Source organism: uncultured Fibrobacter sp., assembly GCF_946062555.1.
Lineage (GTDB): Bacteria > Fibrobacterota > Fibrobacteria > Fibrobacterales > Fibrobacteraceae > Fibrobacter.
In genome coordinates, this window is sequence record NZ_CAMGVQ010000014.1 from 39,062 (window position 1) to 65,705 (window position 26,644).

Sequence of the window (26,644 nt, forward strand, 5' to 3'; positions counted from 1 at the left end):
CGTCGGAGTTTTCAATTTTAAAATAATCGTTCGTACTATTACAGAGCAGCTTCCGTAAATTCGGTCGTTGCGCTTGCTGTCGGTTCAGAAGTGCCATCGGTCGTCGACTTGCGGGAGGTCGGCTTGACCGGTTCGCGAACCACGGGCACGCAGGCATCCACCGGTTCACCGGCAGACTTCTTGTCTTCTTTTTCCAAGATTTCTTGCAACATTTCGGCAGCCTGTTCGAACTCAGCCGACTTTTCGCAGGACTTGGTCGAAAGAATCTTCTGCAGGTACTGCTTCTGCATGTCAATGTCGCATTCTTCACCATAAAGGCTCGAAAGCTTGAACAAGGCAGGGCAAGTCTTCTGGCCGTCGGGGAAGGCATCCGACATGCGAGCAAAGACCTTTTTCGCCTTGTCCACCTGGTTCACATCGATCAGGCAGAGAGCCATCCAATAAAGCGAATTCTCGGCGAGTTCGCCCTCTTTCATCTGTTCATAGACCTGCTTGAAACCGTTATAGGCAAGCTTGAATTCGCCACGATGATAATCGGAACGCGCCGTATTGAACATGGCCTCGGCTTCCACGAGCTTTTCAGCCTCACGTTCCAGACTATCCATCGAAACCGGAGCCGGAGCACCACTCACCACGACCTTCTTCGCCAGAATCTTGTCAGACTTGCCAAGAAGCATATCGAGACGGTAGATGATCTCTTCCTGCCTAGAATCGTTGCGTTCGGACTCGTCGGAGACACGGCGCGAAAGCATCGTGATTTCAGCCTGCATACGTTTCTGTGCAAGCGCCGACGCATCGAGCAAAGCCTTGGTCGAATCAAGTTCGGCACGCAGCGAATCGTTCTGTGCAGACAGACTCTGCACCGCGGAATCCAGGCTCGTCTGGACTTCCGCACCGACCGCCTTCATTTCCTTGGTACGGAGCACCGTCATTTGGGCGCAACCCGTAAACAAGAGTGAAGCCAAACCCGCTGTCAATAGAATTCGTTTCATATTCATGATTTTGCAGCTACGCCGCAGTTAGTAGAGATTAGATTGTTGAAACAAGTTGGCCCTTCGACAAGCTCAGGGACCTTAATAAGTTTAGTGAGCTTGCCGAACCAAATCTCTAAGTTCTAATTATTCCTTGATGTTCACGCGGAAGTTGGCGCGACGGTTCTGGGAATAGGCTTCTTCGTTTGTACCTTCGACCTTCGGAGCTTCCTTACCGTAGCTCACCGATTCCATACGCTTGCCGTCGATACCGTAGGCAGCGAGGAATTCCTTCACCTTCATGGCACGCTTTGCACCGAGAGTGAAGTTGTAATCTTCGGTACCACGAGCATCCGTATGACCTTCGATGGTAATCGTGAAGCGTTCTTCCTTGATCAGGAGCTCGCCCACCTGAGCCAACAGTTCCTTGGCCTTTTCGGTGAGTTCGGAGCGGTCAAAGTCAAAGTACACATCTTCGCTCATGATCTGATTGATGAGTGCTTCAAGGCGAGCGCGTTCCGCTTCCAGACGGGCGCGTTCAGCAGCCAGGCGTTCTGCTTCGAGGCGTGCCTGTTCTGCAGCAAGAGAATCCGCATTCGGGGCAGCCTGTTCTACGGCAGGAGCCGCTTCGGCGGGAGCATTTTCAACCGTCGGTTCGGTTTTCGGCGGATCCTTCTTCGCGCAAGCGACAAGGCAGATAGCAGCGGCAGAGGCCACCACGGCAAGTTTCACGAGGTTTTTCATTTTTCACCTTCCTTTTTTTGTTGTTTAATATCATCATAGAAAAAAGACCACGTCGGCGAAGTATTCTCTCCGGAATTGGTAATACGCGTTACGTTCGACCCGTCCTTTCTCATAATGTAAATCTGGTATGACCCGCTACGGTTGCTCGAGAAAGCAATCAGCTTGCCGTCGGGCGACCAAGTGGGGTGTTCGTTGTTGCCCGCGTTGTTCGTCAGCTGCACGATATCGGAGCCGTCGAGGGCGCAGGTATAAATGTTCATGTGACCGTTATCCATCGAGGTGTAGGCAATACGGTCCCCTTCGGGCGACCAGGCTGCACGTTCATTGTAGCGTCCCATAAAGGTCACGCGACGCAAATCGGAGCCGTCCTTGCCCATCACGAAAATCTGCGGTCCACCGCCACGGTCACTGGTAAACATCACCTCAGATGCATACGGACTCCAAGCCGGGCTCGTCTGGTTCGACTTGAGATAGGCAAACTTTTTCGCCTTGCCCGTCACCGGATTTCCGATATACAGATCCGTCTTGCCGTCTACTGTACTCGAAAAAAGAAGATCCCCCGTCTTCGGATTCACTGCAGGGCTATAGGTCTGGTCCAGCTGCGGGAACACCGACTTTTCGGAGCCACCGAACATCTTGGAATAAAGCTTCGGACGGTGCGTCTTGAAATTCACATAATAGAGCCCCGCGTTGTCCTTCATCCACACGGGCATCATACTGATCGTCGTATCGCGCGTAATCTGGCTGCGATGGAAACCGTCGTAGTCCGACACCACCACCTGCTTGATTCCATCAATCTTGGATACGTAAGCAAGCTTGGTAGAAGCCACACCTCGTTCACCCCACAGACGGTAGATAACCTCGTCAAAGAAGAGATGCATGGCGCGGCGAAGGTCCTTCTGCTCCACAGTATAGGTTTCACCGAGAAGCAAGTCCTTGGTCTGAGCCACATACAGGTAACATTCCAATTTGAGCTTGCCACCCACCGGAGTCACCTTGCCCGTCACATAATGCTTGGCGTGCGCCTTGCTGAATAGCGGCAGATTGAACTTGTCCGAAGCGACCACATCGAAACGTCCCGAAAGATTCGCATCGCGGGTCACGATCTGGTGCGGTTTTTCCTCGATCCAGTCAATTGGCTTACTTTCGGCAAAGGGAACAACACCGATAGGCATCGTCTTGAACACCGATATACCCACATCGACAGCAATCGTATCAATCGACGAATGCGATATCACTGGCAACAAGGCAACGGCAAAAGCGACCGTTGCCATGCGCACCATCATAGAGTTCATCAAATTCATTTTTTTCTTCAAAAAAATCATCTTCAACATTCACAAAAGATTGCTCAATCACCTTACGGATTTTCGCAACGGCCCTTTCTTCAATAATACAATATTTCCTTCTTATAACCCACTTTTTTATGTTAATTTGGTGTAAAATTAAAGTGCAAAACGAGCGAAGGGGCCCTAAAGTTCGGCGGAAGTTCAGGAACCTTGGAAATCTGCACGGCGCGCACCGACAAGTGGTCCCAGGTCTTGTTTCCGGAACTGCGCTTAAGCGTAATCGCCGTAATGCCGCCGAAACGGTCCACCGTGAACTGCACAGTCGTCTTCACGTCACGGCGCACATTCAAATTTGACGGCGGATTGAAATTGCTCATAATAATTTGTTTTAAGCGTTCCAAATAAACTTGCATCAGCGGATCCATATCCACGGAACCCACCGGATTCAGGCTCGGGGCCTCGACAGCCGTCGGCAAGTCCAGATCGTCCACTTCAAAGTCATCCTGAGGTTCCGGCTCCGGTTCTGGTTCCGGCTGCGGCTCCTCTACCGGTTCCGGTTCAGGCGGTTTTTCTTCAACCTTCGGTTCGGGCGGCAGCTGCTTGTCTACCTTGGGTTTCGGTTCCACCTTGGGCTTAGGCTCTATCGGCTTGGGCTGTTCGGGCTTCGGTTCAACCGGCTTAGGCCTCGGCGGCTGCGGACGCGGCTTTACCTGGTTCACCTGCACCATCTCAAACACGGGAATCGGTTCCGGCTCGTGCTTGAAATTCACAAAATGGAACGCAACGCAAATACCCGCAATCAGCAAGTGGAACACCACCGCACAAGCGATGATCTTCACCATCATTCCGTCATCGTCAGACGAAAAATACTGGATGTTTCTATCTGCGCTCACCTAGTTCTTTCCCGGTTTTTCCTTGGGATTCATCGTCAGGAATCCGAGTTTCGTGACACCGAGCTTCTGCACCTGGGTCACCACCTTCATCACAAGACCGTAGTTCACCGACTCGTCGGCATTGATGACCACCGCCATCTCGCCATTCCAGAGCGACTTGAACACATTGTTGAAACTTCCGAAATCGACCATCATATCGGCGATATAGAGTTCCTCGTTTTTCGTGATGGAAACCTTCAAAAGTTTTTCCTGCTCCATGGTCGGAGCTTCCGCCTTGGGCAAGTCCACCTTGACGCCCTGGCTCATGAGAGGCGCAGAAATAATGAACACAATCAGAATCGCGAACACGATGTCGATCATGTTCGTGAGGTTCATCTCCTGCTTAAGTTCTTTTCCGCGACTGCGCTTCACTATGCCTCCTAGCCAGCCACTTCTTCGAGGGCGAGCAAGTCACCGCGCTTAAAGAGACTGAGCACCTGGGAGCCGAAGTTGAAGTACGAGATTTCGTTCTGACCGTTGCGGGAGGTAAAGTAGTTGTAACCGGCAGAAGCAGGAATAGCGACCACGAGGCCAGCAACTGTCGTGATAAGCGCCATGGCGATACCCGGAGCGACCACGGTAAGGTCCGCCGAGCCGTGCTGACCGATCTGGAAGAACGCGACCATGATCCCCCACACCGTACCCAGAAGTCCGAAAAACGGGGCAAGGTTAGAGCACGTGGCCAAGAAGCCGAGGTAGCGGTCTTCGGTCAGGCGCAAGCCTTCAATCGAACGTTGGATAGTATCTTCCAGGAGCGAAGCGCGGTGCTGGATGGAGTCGTAGCTCACGAAGTTACTGAACTTGGAAGCTTCCTTGAGCACTTCCGCCGTAAGGCTCTTAAGCGCGCTGTCGTCGGCAGTCTCGCAAAGCCCCTGCAATTCCACGAACTGGCGCACGTCCACAAACTTGCGGAAGAAAATGACATTCGCACGCTGATTTTTCGTGTTCACGATATACTTGACAATGATGATTCCCCAGGAACCGAGCGACATAACCGCCAAAATGCCCAAAATCACAAGCGTCGCGACATCGGACTGCGTAAGCATCTGGAGTAAAGGAACCGAATTGTTCAAAATCACCTCCCGTAAGCCGGAAAAAGACTCGTATCTTGTTGTTTGGCAACAATATAGAAAATCACGCGAGGCGAAAGACAAAAATCAAAAGAAAAAATGTAATATATTCGTAAGCCGATATACTTACGTTTACAAATCCAGCTCGGTCTGTAAGCTCTTGGGATGAAAACTCTTGCGGTGTTCCGGAGTCATGCCCTGACGACGGATGGCCTCCAGATGCGCCTTGGTACCGTAACCGGCGTGCTTGTCAAAACCGTAGCCGGGGAATTTCTTTTCAAGTTCATCCATGTAGCGATCACGGAAAACTTTTGCCAAAATGGAGGCCGCCGAGATACTTGCGATACGGCCATCACCCTTGACCACGGGAATCTGAATTTCTTCGGGAATTCCATGAATCTTGAGGTTGCCATCGACTGCAATGAGGAGCGAGCCTTGAGCCTTGAGCGGCGAGCCGAGAACCTTGGCAAAAGAGCCTTTCTGGAATATCGGAATTTGAGGGGCAGATTCCTTTATGCCTGGCATACCGAGAGCCTGCAGGGCACGACGCATGGCCAAAAAGTCCGCTTCCAGGATGTTCATGCGGTCAATTTCTTCGACCGAGGCGCTTGCAACGGCAAAGCATTCGCAGGCGTCCTGCACCGCCTGGTACATAGCTTCGCGTTTGGGGCGAGTAAGTTTCTTGGAATCATTCAGCGTCAGGAGCGCATCGGGCGACTTGAGCACAGCCGCACACGCCACCACAGGGCCAGCCAAGGGGCCGCGGCCCACTTCGTCAATACCGACAACAACCGCATTTTCCCCCATCCGGGAGACTGCAAACTTGCGCGTGGCTATTTCGCCATCGACAGGGGCTTCAATTCCTTCGAGAAATGCGGGCAACTTATGCTTCACAGGATGCTCTTTGCGTAGTCGCGGATTGTCTTCCAGTACAAAGCGTGTTCCTGCACCAGCACGCGGGCAGCGAGCGTTTCCGACGTATCGCCATCTTCTACAGGAACGCGGGTCTGCGCAAGAATTCGGCCCTTGTCGATTTCTTCGCTCACCAGGTGAACGGTAGGGCCCGATTCCGTATCGTGTGCGGCAATCACGGCCTCGTGCACATGAATTCCCCAGAAGCCCTTGCCGCCATACTTAGGCAACAGCGACGGATGGATATTCAGAATGCGATCCGGAAGGCGCTTGATGATGCTCACCGGCAAGGCCTTCATGTAGCCCGCCAGAATCAACAAATCAATATCGTAACGGTCTATGACATCGAGTAGCGCAGCTTCGTAAGCGGCCGTATCGGGGTGCGTTTTTCCCGAAATATGGTAAACAGGAATCCCGTAAGATTCTGCGTGAGATACTGCCCCGCAACCCCCGTTATTGGTAATCAGGAACTTGCATTGAGCTTCGAGGTCACCCTCGCCAATGCGGTCAATAATCGCCTTAAAGTTGCTCCCGCCACCGGAAGCCATCACGCCAATTTTAAACATAAAAATACAAATCGGTTTATCTAAAAATTTCTAGCTCGGCAGAGCTTCCGAGGTGAACTTGAGCTTGCCATTTTCGACATCAATAGAAATCGTCGAGAAATCCTTGTAGATGCCAAGCAGCAAGCCTTCCGCAATTTCGTCTTCCACCAGATTCTGGATCGAGCGGCGAATCGGACGCGCGCCCAAGGCAGAATCGTAATTGTGAGATACGATATGTTCCTTCGCAGCCTCAGAAACTTCAAGGAGAATTCCCCTTTCGGACAAATTCTTCTGAAGGAACGTCAACTGGATATCCACGACAGAAACAAGGTCCTTCTTCGAAAGCGGACGGAACACAATCTGTTCGTCGATTCGGTTCAGGAATTCCGGCGAGAACACCCGCTTGACTTCTTCGCGAATGGCGGTTTCCATACGTTCGTAGTCGTCGGTCTCGCCCATCTTGGTGAAACCCATGCCGGAACTGTGGCGCACCTCGCGTGCACCTGCGTTACTCGTCATGATGATGATCGTGTTCTTGAAGTTGATCTTGCGGCCATAACTATCCGTAAGGATACCATCATCCAAAATCTGCAAAAGTAGATTGTAGATGTCGGGGTGAGCCTTCTCGATTTCGTCAAGAAGCACCACGCAGTACGGGCGCTTGCGCACCTTTTCGCTCAGCTGTCCACCACCGTCCTCGAAGCCTACGTATCCCGGAGGCGCACCAATCAGGCGGCTGATACTATGCTTTTCCATGTACTCGCTCATATCGATGCGGATCATGGAATCTTCGCTGCCGAATAAGCTCTGGCTAAGCACCTTCGCCAGCTCCGTCTTACCCACACCCGTGGGGCCCAGGAACAGGAAACTGCCCATGGGGCGTTTCGTGTTGCGGATACCGGCGCGGGTACGGCGAATCGCCTTGACCACGGCATCGACCGCAGCATCCTGGCCAATAATGCGTTCCTTGATTTCGTCACCCAGCTTCAAAAGTTTCTGGGTTTCTTCGCCCGCAAGGCGGCTGATAGGAATCCCCGTCATCTTGCTGATGCAGTCACGGATTTCATTTTCGTCCACAACGGGCAAGTCCGCCGAATCTTCCTTGTTCAAAGCTTCGCGGCGTTCCGCGATACGCCCCGTCAGTTCCTCAATCTTGTCGCGGAGGGTTGCAGCCGTTTCGTACTGCTGGTCTGCAATAGCCTCTTCCTTCTTTTGCATGGTCGCTGCAAGTTCGTCTTCCATTTCCTTAAGGTCCTGCGGCGTACGAATCGAATTCAAGCGTACACGAGCACCGGCCTCGTCAAGTACGTCAATCGCCTTGTCCGGCAAGAAACGGTCGCTGATATAGCGTTCGGCGAGCACCACCGCGGCACGAATCGCTTCGGGCGTGTAATGCACCTTGTGGTGCTGCTCGTACTTCGGGCGCAGCCCATCCAGAATCTGGATAGAATCTTCGGAATTGGGCGGATTCACGACAATCGTCTGGAAACGGCGTTCCAACGCAGCATCCTTCTCGATGTACTTGCGGTATTCGTCGATGGTCGTCGCACCGATGCACTGGAGTTCGCCACGAGCAAGGGCCGGCTTAAAAATGTTGCTGGCATCGAGACTGCCTTCGGAACCGCCCGCTCCCACAATCGTATGGAGTTCGTCGATGAACAGGATGACCGAACTGTCAACACGCTGCAACTCCGTAATCAGGCCCTTCACGCGTTCCTCGAACTGACCGCGGTACTTGGTACCGGCCACCATGGCCGCCACATCGAGCGTTACCACGCGCTTGTTCATCAGGAGTTCGGGAATTTTCTTCTGGGCAATCTTCTGGGCGAGCCCTTCGATAATCGCCGTCTTGCCGACACCCGGTTCACCGATAAGCGCCGGGTTGTTCTTCTTGCGGCGGCAAAGAATCTGAATCAAGCGTTCGATTTCGCGGCTACGGCCGATAATCGGGTCGAGTTTACCCAGCTTGGCAAGCGCCGTCAAGTCGCGACCGAAATGATCCAAAATCGGAGTCTTGGAGCGGGACTGGCTACGAACCTGCTGACGCGTATCGCCACGCCCCTGATTGATAATGCGTCCGTCAGCACTGTCGTCGGCACCATCTGCAGGAGCCTGACCATTCATGGCCTCGTTCTTCACCTGCTGCAATGCCGCGTCAAAATTCTCATAGGTAATGCCAAAAGTCGAAAGTGTCCCCGCCGCCGGAGATTCGCTCTGCTGCAAAATGGCGAGCATCAGATGTTCCGGGCCGATGTACTGGTCCCCTTCTTCCTTCGCAATCTTTGCCGCATTAAAAAGAGCCGCCTTGCAACGCGCCGTAAAATTGAGAATCGCCCCATGCGACACGCCGATGGTCATAATGCCGCCGTTGCTCGAAAGCGAACGTTGCACCGTTTCACCGAGTTCGTTCAGGTTGACCTTAAGCGCCATCAAAGTCTCGGCGGCAAAGCCGGAATCTTCTCGCACTAGGCCGAGCAGCAAATGTTCGGTCGTTACACTGTCGCTACCTAAGTTGCGGGCCGCAATGCGGGCAGCCTGCAACACCGCTTTTGCCTTTTTCGAAAAAATACCGTTGATATCTGACATATTTCTCCTTAAGCTACTGAATGACGCCGCCGTGCATCACGACACGCCTTTTTGCAAAACTAGCCAATTTTTCGTCGTGCGTCACAATCAAGAAAGCCTGATTAAACTTTTCGTTGAGTTCACCAATCAATTCGTTCAGCATCGCAGAATTCGCCTCATCCAGGTTGCCGCTCGGTTCGTCGGCCAGCACCAAGTCCGGATGGTTCATGAGCGCACGGGCAATAGCCACGCGCTGGCGTTCGCCTCCACTCAATTCACGCGGCAAATGCTTGAGGCGATCCTTGAGGCCCACCGTTTCCAAAAGCATCGCGGCACGTTCCTTGCATTCCTTTTCAGAAGTCCCGAGAACGCGACCCGGCACGCACACGTTTTCAATCGCCGTAAATTCGCTCAACAAGTGATGGAACTGGAACACGAAGCCCACCTGCACACGATGGTAGCGGTCACGCTCGGCGTCGTTGAACTTGGAAAGCGCCTTCCCCTTAAAAAGGATTTCGCCAGAAGTCGGTGTATCGAGCATCCCCACCAAATTCAAAAAAGTCGACTTACCCGACCCCGAAGAACCCGTGAGAGCCACCAGCTCACCCGTTTCCATCTCAAAATTCACGCCCTTGAGAATTTCAAGGTCCTCGCCCGTCTCGGAGAAGACCCTGCGGAGATCGACGGTTTGTAATAAACTCATTGGCATACATTAGTGGTTAGTGGTTGGTGGTTAGGAAATATCTGAAACAATCCATCCTGTTTACTAATCACTAACCACGGTTTACTTCTACTCATGTCTAATCGCTCCTACAGGATCCAAGCGGCTAGCCTTCCATGCAGGGAGCAAGGTAGCAGCCACGCAGAGTGCAATGCCGATGACAAAAATCAAGATTACGTCAATAAAGTGCACTGAAATCGGGAAATACGGAATCACATAGACATCGCCGGGGAGCTTGATAAAGTGGTAGGCCTCTTGCAGCTTGCAAAGCACCAGGCCAATCGTTCCACCGACAATCGTACCGCCCACACCGATAAAGCTTCCCATGAGCATAAACACACGCATAATGCCCGCCTTGCTGAAGCCCATGCTGCGGAGAATGCCTATTTCTTTTGTCTTGTCGATGACAACCATGATAAGGCTACTGATGATATTGAATGCAGCCACCAAGATGATAAGGCAAATCACCGCCGCCACGATGAACTTTTCATAATTCATCCACTTGAGAAGCGTGATGTTTTTCGTCTTCCAGTCCATGGCGTAATACGGATAACCTAACCATGACGCAAGGCTGTCCACCGCCTCGCCGGCAAGCCAGTGATTGTTCAGGCGGAACTGGATACCCGTCACTACATCACCCAGGCCAAGCAACTTCTGCAATTCCGGGATGCCCACGTAAGCAAGGTTACCGTCGTATTCGTAGGTACCCGTTTCAAAGATGCCGCTCACCACGCACATCATCATCTTCGGGCCACCACTCGTTACCATCGCGTCTGGGCTCTGGAATGTCTGGAGCACAAGCTTGTCGCCAACTACCACACGAAGCCTATTGGCAAGTCCCGAACCGAGAATAATTCCCGGGCGGAGAGCGCCGCTCAAGTCTTCGAGGCTATCGACCGAGTAGTTGCCCCACTTGATGTACTTATGGATGTCGGTCACGCCTTTGGCGGTTTCAGCATCGATACCGTAAATGACAATGCCGTCGTTTACCTTCTTGGAGCTCACGCCCACTTTGTAAATAATGAAGGGAGACGAAGCGAGCACGCGAGAATCACGGTCGCGAACTTCTTTCATGAGGCTGTCATACGGAGCAATCATTTCTCCATTGTACGCCATCACTTCGAAGTGAGCATCTTTACCGATCATCTGCGCCGTGACTTCTTCTTCAAAGCCATTTACCGCAGCAAGCGCCACCACCAGCGCAAACACGCCGATAGAAACGCCGAGCATACTGAAAATGCCAATCAGCGAGACAAAGAGACTCTTACGCTGAGCCCCTAAGTAACGCCAGGCGATTAGAAGTTCGAGTTTGTTCATTCTTAGACGAGAGACGAGAGACGAGAGACGAGAGATTATCGCATCTTCGATGACTTTAAACCAGACAACATCCTTGCAATTTCTTCTGTCTTTGGGTCTATTTCGTCCAAAGTTTCCTTTGTAATGTAGTTTAACAATTGAGCTATTTCTAACTGACTTTGAGTTTCCATCAACGAACCATAACTTATTTCAAGAAAATGTGCAATTTCTTTATTTGATGTACGACTCATTCCCTCAGCTATATTCGACGTTACAGAAACGGCTGCACGACGGACCTGACTTGCCAGAGAAAACTTTTCATAATCAGGAAATTTTTTGTACAATCCATAAACATCTATCACCCATTGCAGGGCTTTTTGATAAACACTTAATTTTCTATATGCAAAAGAAGTCATTTATACTTTAAGTTCTCTCGTCTTTCGTCTGTAGGACCGCAGGTCCGTCCTCTCGTCTAAACCTCCGGCTTCATCAGCGGGAAGAGCTGCACATCTCTAATGGTCTGCTGGTTGGTAAGGAGCATGACCATGCGGTCAATGCCGAAGCCAACGCCGCCCGTAGGAGGCAGGCCACTTTCGATGGCGTGCATAAAATTTTCGTCCATGGGGTGAGTTTCGCCTTCGCCACCGCGGCCGCGGCGCACCTGGTCTTCCAGGAGCTCACGCTGACGGATGGGGTCGTTAAGTTCGGTATAGGCGTTGCCCAGCTCCCATCCGTTAGCGTAGGGTTCGAACTGTTCGATGAGCCCTTCGATGGTGCGGTGCTTCTTGCAGAGCGGCGTACTTTCGGTGGGCATGTCCTTGATGAACGTCGGCTGGATGAGCTTGTCTTCCACGGTGAGCTCGAACAGTTCGAGGATACCGCGGCCGCGGCTGAATTCACCGTCCAGGTGTCCGCCGAGTTCTTCCATCTTGGCCTTGATCTCGTCGTCGCTCATTTCGCCCACCTTCAGGCCGCCGAACTTCTCAATGGCTTCGATCATGCTGTAGCGGGGCCACGGAGCCTTGAAGTCGATAACCTTCCCCTGGTAGTCAATCTTGGTGGTGCCGTTCGCAGCAATGCAGGCGCGTTCGTAGATGTTCTCGAAGTGCACCATCATGTCGTTGTAGTCGGCGTAGGCTTCGTAAAATTCAAGGCCGGTGAATTCCGGGCTATGTGTGCGGTCCATGCCTTCGTTACGGAAATTCTTGGAGAATTCGAAAACCTTTTCCATGCCACCCACGATGCAGCGCTTCAGGTAAAGTTCCGGAGCCACGCGCAGGTAGAGCGTCATGTCGCAGGCGTTGTGGTGCGTGGTGAACGGCCGGGCGTTCGCGCCACCGTAAATCGGCTGGAGCGTCGGAGTTTCGACTTCGATAAATCCCTTTTCAATCAGGTATTCGCGGATAGCCTGCATAATCTTGGAACGCTTGATGAAGACATCCTTCACGTCGTCGTTCAAGGCCATATCGATATAACGCTGGCGGTAGCGGGTATCCACGTCGGCAAATTCGTTGAACACGATCTTGTTGCCGTTTTCGTCCACCTTTTCCTTAGCCACCGGAAGCGGACGCACTGCCTTCGAAAGCATGGTCACCTTCTTCACGTGCACGGAGTATTCGCCCGTCTGGGTTTCGAACATGGTACCGTTCACGCCGATAAAGTCACCGAGGTCGATCATCTTCACGATTTCATAGTTTTCTTCGCCCACTTCGTCACGAGCGACCACCACCTGCAAGCGGCCATAACGGTCCTTGAGGTGCATAAAACACATTTTGCCCTTACGGTTGAAGCGAACCACACGGCCAGCGAAAGCAATACTTTCGCCAGAAGCCATCAAAGCGTCCTTATTTTCTTTCAAAACCTTGGAATCATGTGTGCGGTTGAACTTGTGCGGATAAGCCTCCACACCCATTTCCTTGAACTTTTCAAGCTTCGCGAGGCGTGCCTGAACCTGGTCATTCATATCTTGCATTGCCATAATTTGGTCCTTGTTAATTTTACGGCGGTAAATGTAGAAAAAAAAGAACTTAGAACTTAGAACTTAGAATTTAGGAAACTCCTGTTTTCCTAAGTTCTAAGCTCTACCAACTAAGTTCTACAAATCCCCGTGGCGGCGCATCTTGCGGATATTCAGCGGAAGCACATGATTATGCCAGTGAATCCATTCATCGTAATAGATGTACTGGCGTTCGCGACGTCTAAAGTTACGCCCATGAACAATGCGGCGGCCATTCTTGATTTCAACAGGAATCGCGATATGCAAGCATTCATGGTACACCACACCGGCCACGGCATACTCCGGGCAGTTGGCGGCATCGTAGCCCTTGCTGATGCTAATCAGGTGGAATTCTTCACCGGTTACAGGGTCCTGACGAACCGAATGGAAACTGAGCCCGCCCACGCGATTGCTCCACGTGATACGACAAGTTAATTTGTCCTCAAAATAAGTGCTGTTGATTGCGGCAAGCACATCGTTCAAGTTATGGTACTTGCCTTGCGGCTTAATCGGCGGGAGTCTGCCCTTACTCGACAAGGATTCATCGCCGCGGTCAGCCAAAATCTGTTCTACCAGCGTCCAAAAACGGCTCACCAAGTCCTTGATTATCGCCTTGTTCTTCGCCGTCTTGCGTTTGACGGCGTGTTCTGCCCACACCGCGGCCAATTCTCGCGCTGGCGCAAACTCAGGATCTTTCATGTAGGCGGGCAAAATAACCTCGGGGTGGCCAAACAGCACTCCCCCCTTGCAGCGGATGCTCTTCTTGAGTTGCGTATTGTACTTGAAATGCACCAAACCATTCTGCGAAACCGAAGCCGGCACTTTCGGCTTCGCCGGTTCCTTGGGAGCATCGTTATTGTCCCCGAACAGATCAAGTTGCATTCCAAACAAATTCATTTTTCGCCCATCAGGCCTTCAAAACGGTTTACGGCCAAGAGTCCGCCAAAGTAGCTTTCGGGCAAATCCAGCAACGAATAATGTTCCGAGATTCCATAAACAGCATCCTCGATACTGTCGGGCAAGTAAACAATGTAGCTATCGTTTTCCGGAGTCTGCAAATGTTCCGGCGTGCAGAACTTTGGGTCCGTCTCGCTAAAATACATGCGGCAAGACACCGGACGCAACGGATACACCGTACAATCGCCATTCTTGTCCGAGAACGGGCACGGGTTCCATGCCGCAAAATAATCGTGCAAGGCCTTGTCTTCGGCGTAATCGTCCAAATCCATTTGGGCCGTCCGACTTTCGCCACCCTCGATTTTACCATTCTCGGCTTCCGTTCTACGCGATTCAAACATCCTGCTAAAGAGAGACGAACGCCCCTGGCAGGCCTCCATAATATCGAGCAGGTCATTCCGCCCCCGGAGGTCGCCATATAGAGTCAGAAGTTCAAAAGGCTCCACCGACATGGGGTAATGATGGCAGCAATTTCCGCAAGCGGGCCTACATTGGATCGGTCGCGGCTGCTGTGGCAAAACGGCATCAAGATACTCTGAAAAAAGACGATGGTATTCCCTTGTAAAATCGCGAATAAGCGGAAGCTGTTCCGCCAGGTTGTCTGGGCCTATCGCATATTCCCTACCCAAGTCTGCCGCTAGAGCATCCAAACGGTCACGTTCGCACCCCAGAAGCGAAGACAAGCGCATTTCAGCAATCCGAAACGCCTTGGTGGGAAAATACTCGCGATACGCAGTCATGCTATAAAGATAGATATTTTTGATATCAAGCGAAATAAACGGCAAAAAAGCCTCAAAAAACGAGAATTATCACAATTTCTCTCAAAAAAAAAAGAATGAAATTTCATTTTCGTAAGAATAAAGTTATCTTTTTAGATAAATGGGAATAATGTAATGAAAAACATACTTAAATCCAAATTTTTATGGACAGCAGCCCTTGCAGCCTGTTTAACCGTCGTAGGATGCAACATTTTCAACCCTACCGAAAGTGTAAACATCAAAAACAAGGACGCCAAAGCTCTCACATACGAAGGTTATATCAAATTCCGTAACAAAGAATATAGCGAAGCCGAAACGTACTTCAACAAGGCCATCGCCGCAGACTCCGCACACTCCGAGGCGTGGCTCGGCCTCATGAAATCCATCCTGAACCGCAAGCTGAACACGACGGCCGAAACGAACGTATTTTCCCTGCTCAAATATGTCAACACGAACCGAGACGCCGGCGACAAGACCGTACCGTTCGCCGACCTTCCCGATTCCGTCGCCAACACCCTTAGAACCGCTATCGATACGGTCAACTCTATCGCCACTCAATTTATTGAACGCGACAAGAATGGCAAGACCGACGGCAAAGTCACTTACAAGTATATCGCCGATGGTTACATGGTTATCCAGATGTTAAAGACCATGCTCGTGCTAAAGACCAAGATGCCCCTGGAATGCGCCAACAAGAGCACAAGAGCCGAACTCAGCAATAGCAGCTGCAGCATGCAGACCATTCTTAACGACTTCAAGAACGATCCCAACGAAACCGTGGAAACATTCCACGAAGTTTTCAACACCTGCGAAGCTAACCCCGAAAGTATGACCTCGCTCTTCGAAGACTACCTCCAGGGTTTTGGCAACGAAGCGGGTTACCTGACCAAAGAAGCCAAGAACGATGCTGTTAAGGGGATGTGTTCCGCACTTGCCCAGGAAACGGAATCAGCCGAAGACGACGTTCATCAACAATCCAAGACTCTGAACATCATTATCGGCCAGCTTGGCTATAGCGATATCATCGATGACGACGGCGACGGCTGCATTGACGAGGAACTCTACGACGGTGAAGACAACGACGGAGACGGAGAAATCGACGAAGACATCAGCGACAAGACCAATGAAATCCGTTATGACGATGCAACGATCATGAAGAATATCGCTCAAAAGAAGATGTCTGTCAAGGATCTACGCGTCATCAAGTCCGCCGGTCCCAACGAAAAATACAGGAACGTCGACATCGACATGAACGGAAAAACCGTAGCGGACGACTCCGACGAACTGGACCGCGAATGGGCATTTATCTACGAGAACTATAAGGACCGCGTCGCACACAACGACCACCGCCTCGTTTTCTCTAAGGACCTTCCCTGGAACATGGAAGGGGGCATCGAAGGCCTGAAAGCAAGAAAACAGCTCATCGCAAACGATACCAACAAAGACAATCCCACCTACAGCCTCGAAGACCGCAAGACGATGGTCGGCGGTTGCTGGGTCAACTACGATGAAGACTCATTCAAGAAATGGTTTGATGGGAGGACTAAATAATGAAAAAGCTCCTTGTATTTTTGATTCTTGTTTTGACGGTAACCTCCTTTGCAATCAAGGCCCCGACGCATAGATCCCTACGCGCGGAAGCCATGGGTAACGCCCACGTTGCCTTGGTCGACGACAAGGAAGCCATCTACTTCAACTACGCCGGCCTGAACCAGATTAATCGCCTGGGCAATTACGAGGAACGCCCCGAACAGGGCTACTACCCGCGCAACCTCGGCGACATGCGCTTGAACCTCGGCGGTGCAGGTCCCTTCGAAACTTATTTCTCCACCTACAACGTGGCAAAGGATGTCCAGAAAATCTATAGCCGCGCCAGCGAGGTTGCCAAGGAGAATGGATTGAAAGAATCTAACGTCCTTTTAGATTCCCTTTCAGCGCACCCCGAACTCATCCAGAAGATGAATGAATACGACCACAAGTACCTGTCCATGAAAATCAAGATGGATGCCGAAATGGCTTTCCATAATTTTGGTGGCGCCATCTGGGTCGACGGAAACGTAGCCCCTTACATGGATGCGGGCCTGATCGTCCCCCAGATTGTCGTTGACACATTCTATGTAGATGGTGTGGCTCAGGTCGGTACCGCTTACGGTTTTACCGATGAATTCTCTGCCGGTATCGGCATCAAGTTCGCCAAGCGCCACAAGGTCGAAAGTGTCCAGGTGACCATGGCCAACTACGACAACATCCAGGACACCCTGGAAGACCGCTATCACGACGTCGCCGACGAACTGTTCGAATTCAGCTCAATGTCCTTTGCAATCGATCTCGGCATGCTTTACCAGGTCGCCCGCGAAGTCCGCCTCGGTCTTTCCGTCCGCGACATCTATTTCAAGGAACTCGCCGGAGACAAGATTACACCGAACATCACCGCCGGTATCAACTATAGCCCGCGATTCTTCAACAAGAATACGGGTTTTGGCCGTAAGTTCAACATCGCCTTCGACTATGCCGACGCGATCAACGGGCAGAACAACTACAAATTCCTCTCGCACATCAACTTCGGTATGGAAGTGGAACAGACGCTGCTTGCGTGGCCTGGATACAACAACGCCATTCGATTCCTCGCCCTGCGCCTTTCCGGCGGTTTCAAGGGCGGCTATCCCGCAGCCGGTTTCAGTCTCGAAGTTTTGCGTTTCGTTTCAGTCGAATTCGCCACCTGGGCAGAAGAACTCGGTTACTACACCGGCCAGGACGAAGAACGCATCTACATGGGCCAGCTGAGTATCGGATTCTAACTTGCACCTTCACAAAGTTTAAAGAGCTCCTCCGGGAGCTCTTTTTTGACTATCAAATTTATCTAGAGATCCATCGACGTCCCCTATCGCTGCGCTCCAGGGGCCGCTGACACTACGTGTCATTTCTTGTCTTGAGGGACGAGACGTTCCACGATACGGAACAGGTCGTTATAGATTTCGAGGAAGTCCTCTATCCAGATCGGATCGCGTTCCCCAACCACGTGGAAGGTTTCTTCCAAGGTGTGCAGGGCATTGTAGGGGCCCACCAGGCTCCCAGCCGGAACGGAGGCGGTTCCACGATAAAGATCCGTAGCCACGAGACGGGCACGCAGGCTACGCCTCAATCGGGCAATCAGCGCGGTACGGAGCGACAAAAGTTCATCATGAGCCTGCAGGAGCTGACCTTCGCGAATCCACGCCTCGACTACACTCAGCCTGCGAAGAGTCGATTCCCTTTCGGTCGCCGGAACAAGCAACATCTTTCGCGAAAGCGTCTGCTTGAGTTTCGCCGACATGGCAAGTAGCATGTCGCTGTTCCAGATGACCATCGGATTTTCGGCAAAACGGTCCGTCGCATCCACGCGGGGAGTATGCGACTTGATCCAGCGTTCTAGCTTATCGGCCACCATCGAGGCTTCCGGCAATCTATCGACAGCCAAATATTCTCCGGCGCGGTTAAAAAGATTATCTGCATAGACCATACGCCAATGCGGCAGCTTGCCGCTCTTGCGGATAGCATCGATACTTTGGCGAATGTTTTCTAGGCGTTCTTGCATAATTTAATACTGAGTTCGGAATTCAGCTTTCAGAGTTTCTTATCAGGCAGCATCGTCAAGATTATTCTGACTTCCGAATTACTTATTCTCCATCTTCTGCAGGGGGGTTACGCCGATTTCTACGCGACGGTTTAGACGACGGTGTTCTTCGCTGTCGTTCGGGTACTTGGGCATGTGTTCACCAAAGCCCGCCGCAAAGAGCCTGTCCGGCGGGAATCCCTGCGCAATCAGTGTCTTTACCACGTTCACTGCACGTTCGGTCGACAAATTCCAGTTTGTATAAGTCTTGGACTTCACCGGAGTATCGTCGGTAAAGCCGCTCACCATAATCACGTCGGTAGAATCAAGCGCTTCCAGAAGGCCCTTGCTGATGCCGCGAATCACGCCCTCGCCTTCCTTGGTGAGATCGGCGCCGTTAATCGGGAAAAGGAAAGAAGCCTGAATCTGAATCTTGCCGTCTTCAAGAGCGATTAGGCCTGCCTCAATAGAGGTCTGCAAGCTCTTGGACAAAAGCGCATTGCGTTCTGCCGCTATCTTGCGCATTTCTTCTTGGCAGCTGAGGACTTCCTCTTCGGTACGCGTCAGGTCTTCGGCCTTCTGCTCCTTAAGGGTCGCCATCGCCACAAACGCAAGGATGAACAACGAGACAAGGGCTACGCCCAAGTCCGTGTAGGCCATCCAGGGATTGCTGTTTTCGTCTCTTTTCAAGCGCATCCGTTAGCCCTCGACCTTAGGCTGTTCTGCGGGAGCAACAGACGAACTGCGCTGCGTCTGCTCCAGCACCTCGAGCAAGATTTCCTGAGTCTTGACGGCGTTTTCCATAAGCACTTCGCTGGCGCGTTCGTGGAAGGCTTCGAGAGACTGGTTGAGATGTTCCACGAAGCTTTCTTCCTCTTCGCGTTCTGCGGTATCGCCCGAAAGCTTTTCGAGAATCGTCTCGAGGCCAGCACGCAGCATTTCGAGGTTTGCGCTGAGTTCGGACTGGTTCACACGCATCAGTTCTGCGGTTTCCACGATGTTTCCACCCAAGGCGTCCGTCGCTTCCTTTTCCTTGACCACGCGATTGTCGATGCTTTCGGTGAGAGCTTTCTGGGCTTCAAGCAGCACGGCAGAAGTTTCGGAAAGTTTCTGGAAGGCGCCGAGGATATCGGAAGAAAGGGTCGAGAGTTTTTCGGCAACGGACTGAGAAAGTTCTGCGGAACCCGCTTGGGCCTTTTCAGCCACCTGAAGAGCCACATTCTTGAGCGTTTCGAGACCTTCTTTCTGGGAATCCACATTAGCCGTCGTTTCGGCGGCGAGGCGTTCCATGAAGGAATTCCACTGATCGTTCGACTGCTTGACCTGTTCAGAAACCGCAGAGGCGATATCCTTCGTCGAACCTTCCATCGCCTGGGCCGTCGCAGCGGCAACGCCGTCGAGGCCGGACTTCACATCGGAAGCCACCTTCGCAAGAGCAGATTCTACATTACCCGAAACGCCTTCCAGAGAAGACTTGACTCCAGAAGAAATCCCTTCGAGACCGCCGTTCAGCGTAGCAGAAATTCCATTCAATTTTTCATCAAGCTTAGCCGGGATCGATTCCACGGAAGCAGAAAGTGTCTTGATATTCTGTTCCATCGGAGTAAACGCACCCGAAAGCGAACCGCTCACAGAAGCACCCAAATTTTCGACGGACTTATTCATTCCTGCAACTGCAGAAGCCAGGGATTCGTTCAGCTTGGCAGTCGTCGAGGCTAGTTCCTCGCCCACCATCGCAACAACGCCAGAAAGCCCTTCCTTTACAGAAGATGCCACCGTAGACAGATTCTTTTCGACAGAATCAAAGAGACGTTCCAGTTCATTCTTCGCACGAACTTCTTCGCTCTCTTCCGTCTCGCTATCGCCCTGCAGATCAAGCGTGTAGGCATCAAGGCGGGCAACAAATTCATCGCGAGAGGCAATCATCATATTGCGGCTCGCATTCAAGATAAGGGCCGCAAACAAACCACAAAGGCTAGTGCCGAAAATACCCTTCATGTTCTGGAACAAAAGCTGAATCGTATCGAGCGTTCCCTGCGTCGTAGAATTGTCAATAGCACCACCCGCCGTGGCCACGGAATACATCAAACCGAAGAAGGTTCCCATAAGGCCGAGCAGGATGACCGAGCCGCTGGCGCTACGCGGAACGGCTATGCCGACGCTATTCGAAAGGACTTCGTAGGCCATAGAGGAGTCGAGGCGGATTTTCTTGGCGAGCAGGCTCTTGGCCAAGGCAACGCGCTTGGCAACGACGCCATCACCCGAAACATAACCGCCACGGTTCTTGCAGGTTTCCAGGACTTCGTTTTCGGCTGCTACCTGCTTGACCGTCTTGAGAGCCACCAGCTGTTCGCCGATGAACACGGCAAAAATGGCCACCATGATAACCCAGCCGAACAACGGGGCGCCGAAATAGAAAGCGGCCGCCATCAAGGCAATAAGCCCGACCACGGTAAGCGCCAAAATCATCTGAAATGCATTTTTCATTTTATACCTGCATCCTTAAACCTTCTTCAAGGCTGTTGTTTCGAATAAATTCAACTGACCGCGCGAGAATCCGCGCAGGAACAGGGCCCACTTGCTCTGGTACCATTCAATAATCTGGATGGTGAGCCCGCGGGCGTAATCACAAAAATCATCGGTAAACGCGAGGAACGCATTTTCGTAGGCGTAATGCGGATTCCAAAATCGACAAACATTACGGGCGCACGAAGACGCCGAGCTGTAATAATGGGGCGCCCCCTTCGTATTGAAGGCAGCCGCGAAACGCTTCTTCGCGAGGCTATTCAGCGAGCTACGCAACGACACCACCATGGCATTTTCCTTGTCGCGGAGCGACGCTTCCAAACTGGGAAGCAGTTTGGAAACCGCATCCACGGCACTTTCGGAGTGCCAATACTTGCAGAGTTTTTCCTGGAGCTGCATCACACGGCCGTGCATGCGGACGAACAACGGTTCGGCGTCGCTTACCAGCAGGTGAATCGTCGCCGAATAGAAAGCGTTGATATCCTGCTTGTTGTTCTTGACGGTCAACGCCCAGCCTTTTTCCTCGTCGTGATGCAGGAAGTCGCCACCTTCCAAAAGGAGGCGCATTACTTCGTCCGTCGAAAAGCGCTGCATCCACTTGGTGCGGAATTCGTCGTAAAGCTTATTGGCATCTGCGATAATCTGCGGAAAGCTGGAATCCGCCAATTTCCACGCCGTCTCGCTAAAGGAAATCAGCTCCGAAGTACCGACATTGACCGCCGGGTCTTTCAGCATGGCATCCAAGTGTTCGTGCAGCACAATAGACCATGTCACCATCATTGACTGCGAAAGTGTCGCGATCATCGTCGAGCGGTTCGGACGCACCGAAAGACGGACACTGTTGCCCGTCATCTTTCGAATGGACCTGCGGAACGCTTCTTGCACTCAGACTCCTTAGAAAGCGGTTTCTATGCGGTGCCAGATATTGCGGTTGACACGCTTACCCTGAGCGGCCAGTTCCTCGGCTTCGTTGCGCACATCGGCTTCAAGATTGTCCTTGATCAGGCCCTTGTCACCATCGAACTTTCCACCGGGTTCCAGGTACAGGCCGTACACGTTATTGGAAATAACCGTTTCCGTCGACATGACCTGTCCTGCACGCACCGAAAGCGCATAGCGGTTACGAATAAATTCACAATGTGCCAGGAAAACTTCTGGAACATCATCAATCCACAGGCCATAGTAGTTGTTCACAAACTTGACATTTTCGAAAATACCCTTCGAACGAAACACCGTGTTGCGGAAAGCATTTTCGATAACGAGGTTCTTGATTTCAAAAGGACGGTTCGCCGAAACAAAGTGCACTCCGTTCCAGCTTTTCACGGAATCAGCGCTCCTGAAAACTACCGGAGCAGCCTCGGTACCAATAATCTTGACGGCGCCACGGAACATGAGCTTAGCATATTCGCCCATGAGCACGGTCACGCCCGGTTCGATTTCCAAAGTGTCCTTAGCCGAAAAGACAGCGCCCTGTTCCAGCAGGTAAGGGCTGTCCGCCACCACCAGTTTCACCTTTCCGTTTTCAATCGGCGGAAAAGGCATCTCCCCTGCCACCGTTGCACCGGCAAACAGCAGAGTCGAAATCAACACCCCCGACCATTTCTTAAAACGAGAAATCAAAATTCACTCCTCAGCTTGATTTTCTGAATCACATGCATATCGGGAATGACATTGTCAGCCACAATATCATTGACACTCAGGTCACCCGTCAACTCCATCTTGACACTAGAGATTGTCCCGTGCGTCATATCGAAAAGAATCGAGCCGGTTCCCACGATAAAGCCCTTGCTTTCCATACGGAGGTCGGAGGTTGAATCGGGGATTTCCTTATACTTGAGGTTCATCCCGATCTTTGCCATCTGGATGCCGTCATGGACATACTGGTCTTCGAGCGTAAACGACTTATACACCACCGTCTTACCCGATGCTCCAGGAATTTCAACAGGACGTTCCCAAGTTTCGCCAAGACGAACGGCCTTTCCCGGCAGCAGGGGCTGAACCTTCAGGAAAATACGAATCAGGTCAAGCGCCTCGGTTCCGAGCATCACGGAATCTTCGATGAAAGGATCGCGCACGGAGCCGTCTTTCGCCATCTTGAACTGGAAATGTTCCGTCGACATGTAGCGTTCCATGCTGCGGAATTCCTCGACGGAGCGCTTATCGGACTTATAATCCACAGAATCAATCTTCAGCTGGAACTTGGCGGAACCGTCGTCATAGGCCGTCAGGAGAGAATTCGTCGCACGAACATTCAGATGCGTGTTCATCGCTTCGGGCGTAGCCGAAACGGAATCCGTCGCCGGGAGAATCGCATTCAGGGATGTTTCAAGGTAATACGTCTGCGGGGGGACATTCTGGGTGTTAAACGCAAGAACGAATTCATTCCCATCACAGGCACAAAGAGCAAACAGAGCTGCAGAGCTCGCAAAAAACTTAAAGAAATTCATACTATGAATATAGTAATAGTTGGTAGAACTTAGTTGGTAGAACTTAGATAGATTGCCGCGCTTCGCTCGCCATGACATTGTCCTATGCTCTAAGATCTAAGTTCTAAGCTCTAAGTCTCCCTTGTTGCCGCTATCCCCTTTTTCAAGGCGCATTTTCTGGAAAAAAGCCTTCAAAAGGCCCAGGCATTCATCGGCAAGTACTCCGCCCACCACTTCGACATCACGCTTGAGGGCATTGCCCGTAATCACGTCGATGGTCGTGCCGCAGCCGCCAAAGCGGGTATCCGGGGATCCGTAGACTACGCGGGAAACTCGGCTATTGAGAATGGCGCCAGCGCACATCGGGCAAGGCTCCAGAGTTACATACAAAGTACAACCGTCCAGGCGCCAGTTTTCGAGACTGCTCGCGGCAGTTCCGATGGACAAAATTTCGGCATGGGCCGTGGCATCCCTCAGCATCTCGATCTGGTTGTGACCTTTACCGATGACTACCCCATCTTTCACGATAACGCAACCGATGGGAATTTCCTTCTCGTCGAAAGCCTTTTCCGCCTCGCGGAGCGCCATGCGCATATAGCGTTCATCTTCGAGGGTATGAGCAGTGAGGTCGCTCGTTTCACTCGCTTTGAGTAAAGAGTTCTTATCCACATCAATATTTTTTTTAGACATTCTCATACCTCAAATGGGCTTCAGCCCCGTGCTCACACCTCAAAGCACCTTTAGGTGCGACCTCACAGTCCTCTCCCGTAGGCGCAATACGAATCTTCTTGCATGTAGTCGCCGTCGTGGTAATAGGCGGCACGAGCGCGGCAACCGCCGCAACGGTCATTGAACTTGCACTTGCCACAGGATCCGGCATAAGCCTTGGTGCGGAGTTTCTTGAAGATTTCGGCATTCGACCAGATTTCGTCAAACGGCGTGTCGTGTACATCGCCCGCTTCTTCCATCATGTAGGCGCAGGGGCGCACCTTGCCAATGGGACTTACGATGCAGTAGTCGAGACCCGCGAGGCATCCGCGGCTGTAACGCGTCTTGATGCCGAGCTGGTCGGCGATTCGCAGGAACTGCGGAGCGCAAGTGGGTTTGACGGGGATACCAAGCGTGCGGCTCTTTTCCATAATCTTGCGAAGAAGTCCTTCGTATTCAGCAACACGCAGGGCATGACCTTCAATTTCCTTGCCGCGACCCACGGGGATGAGGAAGAAGATCTGGTGATTCACCGCGCCGATTTCCTTGACCCAGTCCATGATGTCGAAAATTTCGTTTTGGTTCCAGTCCATGATGGTGGTGTGAATCTGGAACGGGAGTCCTGCCGCCTTGCAGTTTTCGATACCCATCATCGTAAGTTCGAAGGCGTTCGGAAGGCCACGGAATTCATTGTGACGATCGTGATCGATACTGTCGATGCTGATTCCCATCGCCATGGCACCAGCCTTCTTGAGTTCAAAGGCCAGGTCGTGCGTAATGAGCGTGCCATTCGTGCCGAACACCGGACGAAGTCCCTTGCTCGAAGCGTGGGCCACCAATTCCACAATGTCCGGGCGTGTCATCGGCTCGCCACCGCTAAAGATCATAATCTTGAACCCCGCCTTCGCGATTTCGTCAATCAGCTTGAGGGCTTCTGCCGTTGTGAGTTCAGCAGCCTTATTTTCGCCTGCATCCTGGTAGCAGTGCTTGCAGGTCAGGTTACACTTGTTGGTGGTCATCCAAGATACGATCATTTAAAACCTCAATTTAGTGCGCTAAAAATAGAAAGAATACCCCTTGCAAAACATCCCTTTGAACCCGCCATATTGCCAGTTCGTCGCACAATAAAAAACCGCCTCGGGGTGGAGACGGTTTTTAGTGGATGATGCAGGGGTCGAACCTGCGACCCGCTGATTAAGAGTCAGCTGCTCTACCAACTGAGCTAATCATCCATTGTCGCTTGGACGCGCTCAATTATAGAATTATCACAAGCGGTTGTCAAGGGATTTTCTTAAAAATTTTAAGTTTTTTTGTAACTCCCTTGTCCAAGCCTCTTCTAAAGTCCCTTGAACACCTTGCGGGCCGCTTCGACGGTACGGTCAATGTCATTTTCCGTATGGGCGGCACTCACAAAAATGGCTTCGAACTGGCTCGGCGCGAGGTAGATACCTTCATCGAGCATTCCGAGGAAGTACCTACGGAAAAGTTCCAGGTCGGACTTCTGCACATCGGCAAAGCATTCCACAGGCCCTTCGGTAAAGAAGATACAACCCATGGAGCCCACCTGATTGGCAGCAAGCGGAATTCCTGCCGCCTTGGCCGCATCCAGAAGGCCCGCAATCAGGCGCTTCGTCATCGCTTCGGCATGCGCGTACAGCTCCGGATGCGCCGAAAGTTCACGCATCGTGGCAAGCCCCGCCGCCATCGCGACCGGATTGCCCGACAGCGTACCCGCCTGGTAGATTCCACCGAGAGGGGCAATCTGTTGCATCACATCGAGGCGACCGCCATAGGCGCCTACCGGCATTCCACCGCCGATAATTTTTCCGAAAGTCGTCAGGTCCGGCTTGATTCCATAGAACCCCTGCGCGCAATGGACATCCACGCGAAATCCTGTCATGACTTCATCGACGATCAGGAGTGCGCCATGCTTCTTGGTTTCTTCGGAAAGCGTCTTCAGGAACTCAGGCTTTGCGGGCACGACCCCCATGTTCCCCGCCACCGGCTCCACGATGACGCCAGCGATTTCGTCGCCTATCTTATCGAAAAGTTCCTTCACGCCCGCCACATCGTTGTACGGGAGCGTGAGCGTGTACTTGGCAAGGTCCGCAGGCACGCCCTTGCTGCTCGGCTTGCCCGTCGTGAGCATGCCCGAACCCGCCTTGATGAGCAGGCTGTCGCTATGGCCGTGGTAGCATCCTTCAAATTTCACGATCTTGTCGCGGCCTGTAAATCCGCGAGCCGCACGAATAGCGCTCATGGTCGCCTCGGTACCGCTGTTCACCATGCGGATCATCTCGACGCTCGGAACAAGGCTCATCACGAGCTTCGCAAGTTCCGATTCCAAGCCGCACGGAGCGCCGAAGCTGAGTCCGTTCTGCGCCGTTTCCGAAACCGCCTTGATTACAGAATCATGCGCATGCCCCAAAAGCATCGGGCCCCAGCTACCCACGTAGTCGATATAGTCGTTGCCATCTACATCGTAGATATGACTTCCCTTAGCACGCGCGATAAACGGAGGGGTCGCCCCCACATTACCGTACGCACGTACAGGGCTATTCACGCCACCCGGCATCAGGCCCTTGGCTTCTGCAAAAAGTTTTTCGCTTAAAGAATGGTTCATGCCTCCAAAAATAGAA

Annotated in this window: 26 protein-coding genes and 1 tRNA gene; 2 read left to right on the forward strand and 25 right to left on the reverse strand. The window is 52.1% G+C overall.

Features of this window, described 5'->3' with window-relative positions; translation table 11 throughout:
- Positions 1-38 precede the first annotated feature (38 nt).
- The 15 genes from Q0P86_RS06020 to Q0P86_RS06090 all read right to left on the reverse strand — a co-directional run bounded on the left by Q0P86_RS06020 (position 39) and on the right by Q0P86_RS06090 (position 14,735).
- Complete coding sequence (locus tag Q0P86_RS06020) at positions 39-992, reverse strand: tetratricopeptide repeat protein (RefSeq protein WP_295038069.1); 954 nt, start codon at positions 990-992, stop codon at positions 39-41.
- Between the two features lie 126 nt (positions 993-1,118).
- Positions 1,119-1,715: an OmpA family protein gene (locus Q0P86_RS06025; protein WP_290993445.1), complete on the reverse strand. Its 597-nt coding sequence runs from the start codon at positions 1,713-1,715 to the stop codon at positions 1,119-1,121.
- The gene (locus tag Q0P86_RS06030; protein WP_295038071.1) at positions 1,712-3,019 is read right to left on the reverse strand and encodes a translocation protein TolB; all 1,308 of its coding nucleotides are present in this window, start codon (positions 3,017-3,019) and stop codon (positions 1,712-1,714) included. The genes Q0P86_RS06025 and Q0P86_RS06030 overlap by 4 nt, the downstream gene beginning before the upstream one ends.
- 122 nt (positions 3,020-3,141) lie before the next feature.
- Entirely contained in the window at positions 3,142-3,894 is a 753-nt protein-coding gene (locus Q0P86_RS06035; protein WP_294986743.1) for an energy transducer TonB, read from the reverse strand.
- Positions 3,895-4,305 carry a biopolymer transporter ExbD gene (locus Q0P86_RS06040; RefSeq protein WP_290993437.1) on the reverse strand — a complete coding sequence of 137 codons (411 nt, stop codon included), beginning with the start codon at positions 4,303-4,305 and terminating at the stop codon, positions 3,895-3,897.
- An 8-nt stretch (positions 4,306-4,313) separates the two neighbouring features.
- Complete coding sequence (locus Q0P86_RS06045) at positions 4,314-5,006, reverse strand: MotA/TolQ/ExbB proton channel family protein (protein ID WP_139257870.1); 693 nt, start codon at positions 5,004-5,006, stop codon at positions 4,314-4,316.
- A gap of 129 nt (positions 5,007-5,135) precedes the next feature.
- Positions 5,136-5,897 (reverse strand): ribonuclease HII, encoded by a 762-nt coding sequence (locus Q0P86_RS06050; RefSeq protein ID WP_290993429.1) that lies wholly within the window; start codon positions 5,895-5,897, stop codon positions 5,136-5,138.
- Positions 5,894-6,481 carry a phosphoribosylglycinamide formyltransferase gene (gene purN, locus Q0P86_RS06055; RefSeq protein WP_295038074.1) on the reverse strand — a complete coding sequence of 196 codons (588 nt, stop codon included), beginning with the start codon at positions 6,479-6,481 and terminating at the stop codon, positions 5,894-5,896. The genes Q0P86_RS06050 and purN overlap by 4 nt, the downstream gene beginning before the upstream one ends.
- 30 nt (positions 6,482-6,511) lie before the next feature.
- The gene (locus Q0P86_RS06060; RefSeq protein ID WP_295038077.1) at positions 6,512-9,046 is read right to left on the reverse strand and encodes an ATP-dependent Clp protease ATP-binding subunit; all 2,535 of its coding nucleotides are present in this window, start codon (positions 9,044-9,046) and stop codon (positions 6,512-6,514) included.
- A 13-nt stretch (positions 9,047-9,059) separates the two neighbouring features.
- A complete protein-coding gene (locus Q0P86_RS06065) occupies positions 9,060-9,728 on the reverse strand; it encodes an ABC transporter ATP-binding protein (RefSeq protein ID WP_290993421.1) in 669 nt (222 codons plus the stop codon).
- Between the two features lie 87 nt (positions 9,729-9,815).
- Positions 9,816-11,063 (reverse strand): FtsX-like permease family protein, encoded by a 1,248-nt coding sequence (locus tag Q0P86_RS06070; RefSeq protein ID WP_290993419.1) that lies wholly within the window; start codon positions 11,061-11,063, stop codon positions 9,816-9,818.
- Between the two features lie 35 nt (positions 11,064-11,098).
- Positions 11,099-11,458, reverse strand: a complete 360-nt coding sequence (locus Q0P86_RS06075; protein WP_295038079.1) for a four helix bundle protein — start codon at positions 11,456-11,458, stop codon at positions 11,099-11,101.
- A gap of 56 nt (positions 11,459-11,514) precedes the next feature.
- The gene (gene lysS, locus Q0P86_RS06080; RefSeq protein ID WP_295038080.1) at positions 11,515-13,020 is read right to left on the reverse strand and encodes a lysine--tRNA ligase; all 1,506 of its coding nucleotides are present in this window, start codon (positions 13,018-13,020) and stop codon (positions 11,515-11,517) included.
- A 117-nt stretch (positions 13,021-13,137) separates the two neighbouring features.
- A complete protein-coding gene (locus Q0P86_RS06085; RefSeq protein WP_295038082.1) occupies positions 13,138-13,920 on the reverse strand; it encodes a hypothetical protein in 783 nt (260 codons plus the stop codon).
- A gap of 11 nt (positions 13,921-13,931) precedes the next feature.
- A complete protein-coding gene (locus Q0P86_RS06090) occupies positions 13,932-14,735 on the reverse strand; it encodes a YkgJ family cysteine cluster protein (protein ID WP_295038083.1) in 804 nt (267 codons plus the stop codon).
- Between the two features lie 153 nt (positions 14,736-14,888).
- Between Q0P86_RS06090 and Q0P86_RS06095 the strand changes: the two genes are divergently transcribed.
- The gene (locus tag Q0P86_RS06095) at positions 14,889-16,304 is read left to right on the forward strand and encodes a hypothetical protein (RefSeq protein ID WP_295038085.1); all 1,416 of its coding nucleotides are present in this window, start codon (positions 14,889-14,891) and stop codon (positions 16,302-16,304) included.
- Complete coding sequence (locus Q0P86_RS06100) at positions 16,304-17,551, forward strand: hypothetical protein (protein WP_295038087.1); 1,248 nt, start codon at positions 16,304-16,306, stop codon at positions 17,549-17,551. The genes Q0P86_RS06095 and Q0P86_RS06100 overlap by 1 nt, the downstream gene beginning before the upstream one ends.
- Before the next feature lie 119 nt (positions 17,552-17,670).
- Here the strand turns inward: Q0P86_RS06100 and Q0P86_RS06105 are convergent, their stop codons facing one another.
- The 10 genes from Q0P86_RS06105 to hemL all read right to left on the reverse strand — a co-directional run bounded on the left by Q0P86_RS06105 (position 17,671) and on the right by hemL (position 26,628).
- Complete coding sequence (locus Q0P86_RS06105) at positions 17,671-18,327, reverse strand: hypothetical protein (protein ID WP_290994396.1); 657 nt, start codon at positions 18,325-18,327, stop codon at positions 17,671-17,673.
- Between the two features lie 78 nt (positions 18,328-18,405).
- Positions 18,406-19,041 (reverse strand): OmpA family protein, encoded by a 636-nt coding sequence (locus Q0P86_RS06110; RefSeq protein ID WP_072978631.1) that lies wholly within the window; start codon positions 19,039-19,041, stop codon positions 18,406-18,408.
- Positions 19,042-19,044: 3 nt separating this feature from the next.
- Positions 19,045-20,832, reverse strand: coding sequence for a fimbrial protein (locus Q0P86_RS06115; RefSeq protein ID WP_291022215.1), 1,788 nt, complete (start codon positions 20,830-20,832; stop codon positions 19,045-19,047).
- 15 nt (positions 20,833-20,847) lie between these two features.
- A complete protein-coding gene (locus Q0P86_RS06120; protein WP_294983663.1) occupies positions 20,848-21,756 on the reverse strand; it encodes a hypothetical protein in 909 nt (302 codons plus the stop codon).
- 9 nt (positions 21,757-21,765) lie between these two features.
- Complete coding sequence (locus Q0P86_RS06125) at positions 21,766-22,491, reverse strand: hypothetical protein (protein WP_290994391.1); 726 nt, start codon at positions 22,489-22,491, stop codon at positions 21,766-21,768.
- Entirely contained in the window at positions 22,488-23,318 is an 831-nt protein-coding gene (locus Q0P86_RS06130; protein ID WP_290994390.1) for a hypothetical protein, read from the reverse strand. Before Q0P86_RS06130 ends, Q0P86_RS06125 begins: the two co-directional genes overlap by 4 nt.
- 96 nt (positions 23,319-23,414) lie before the next feature.
- Entirely contained in the window at positions 23,415-23,987 is a 573-nt protein-coding gene (gene tadA, locus Q0P86_RS06135; protein ID WP_295038090.1) for a tRNA adenosine(34) deaminase TadA, read from the reverse strand.
- 62 nt (positions 23,988-24,049) lie between these two features.
- A complete protein-coding gene (nirJ2, locus tag Q0P86_RS06140; RefSeq protein ID WP_290994386.1) occupies positions 24,050-25,039 on the reverse strand; it encodes a putative heme d1 biosynthesis radical SAM protein NirJ2 in 990 nt (329 codons plus the stop codon).
- A gap of 125 nt (positions 25,040-25,164) precedes the next feature.
- Positions 25,165-25,237 (reverse strand) — tRNA-Lys (locus Q0P86_RS06145).
- 104 nt (positions 25,238-25,341) lie between these two features.
- Positions 25,342-26,628 (reverse strand): glutamate-1-semialdehyde 2,1-aminomutase, encoded by a 1,287-nt coding sequence (hemL, locus tag Q0P86_RS06150; protein WP_290994384.1) that lies wholly within the window; start codon positions 26,626-26,628, stop codon positions 25,342-25,344.
- Positions 26,629-26,644 lie beyond the last annotated feature (16 nt).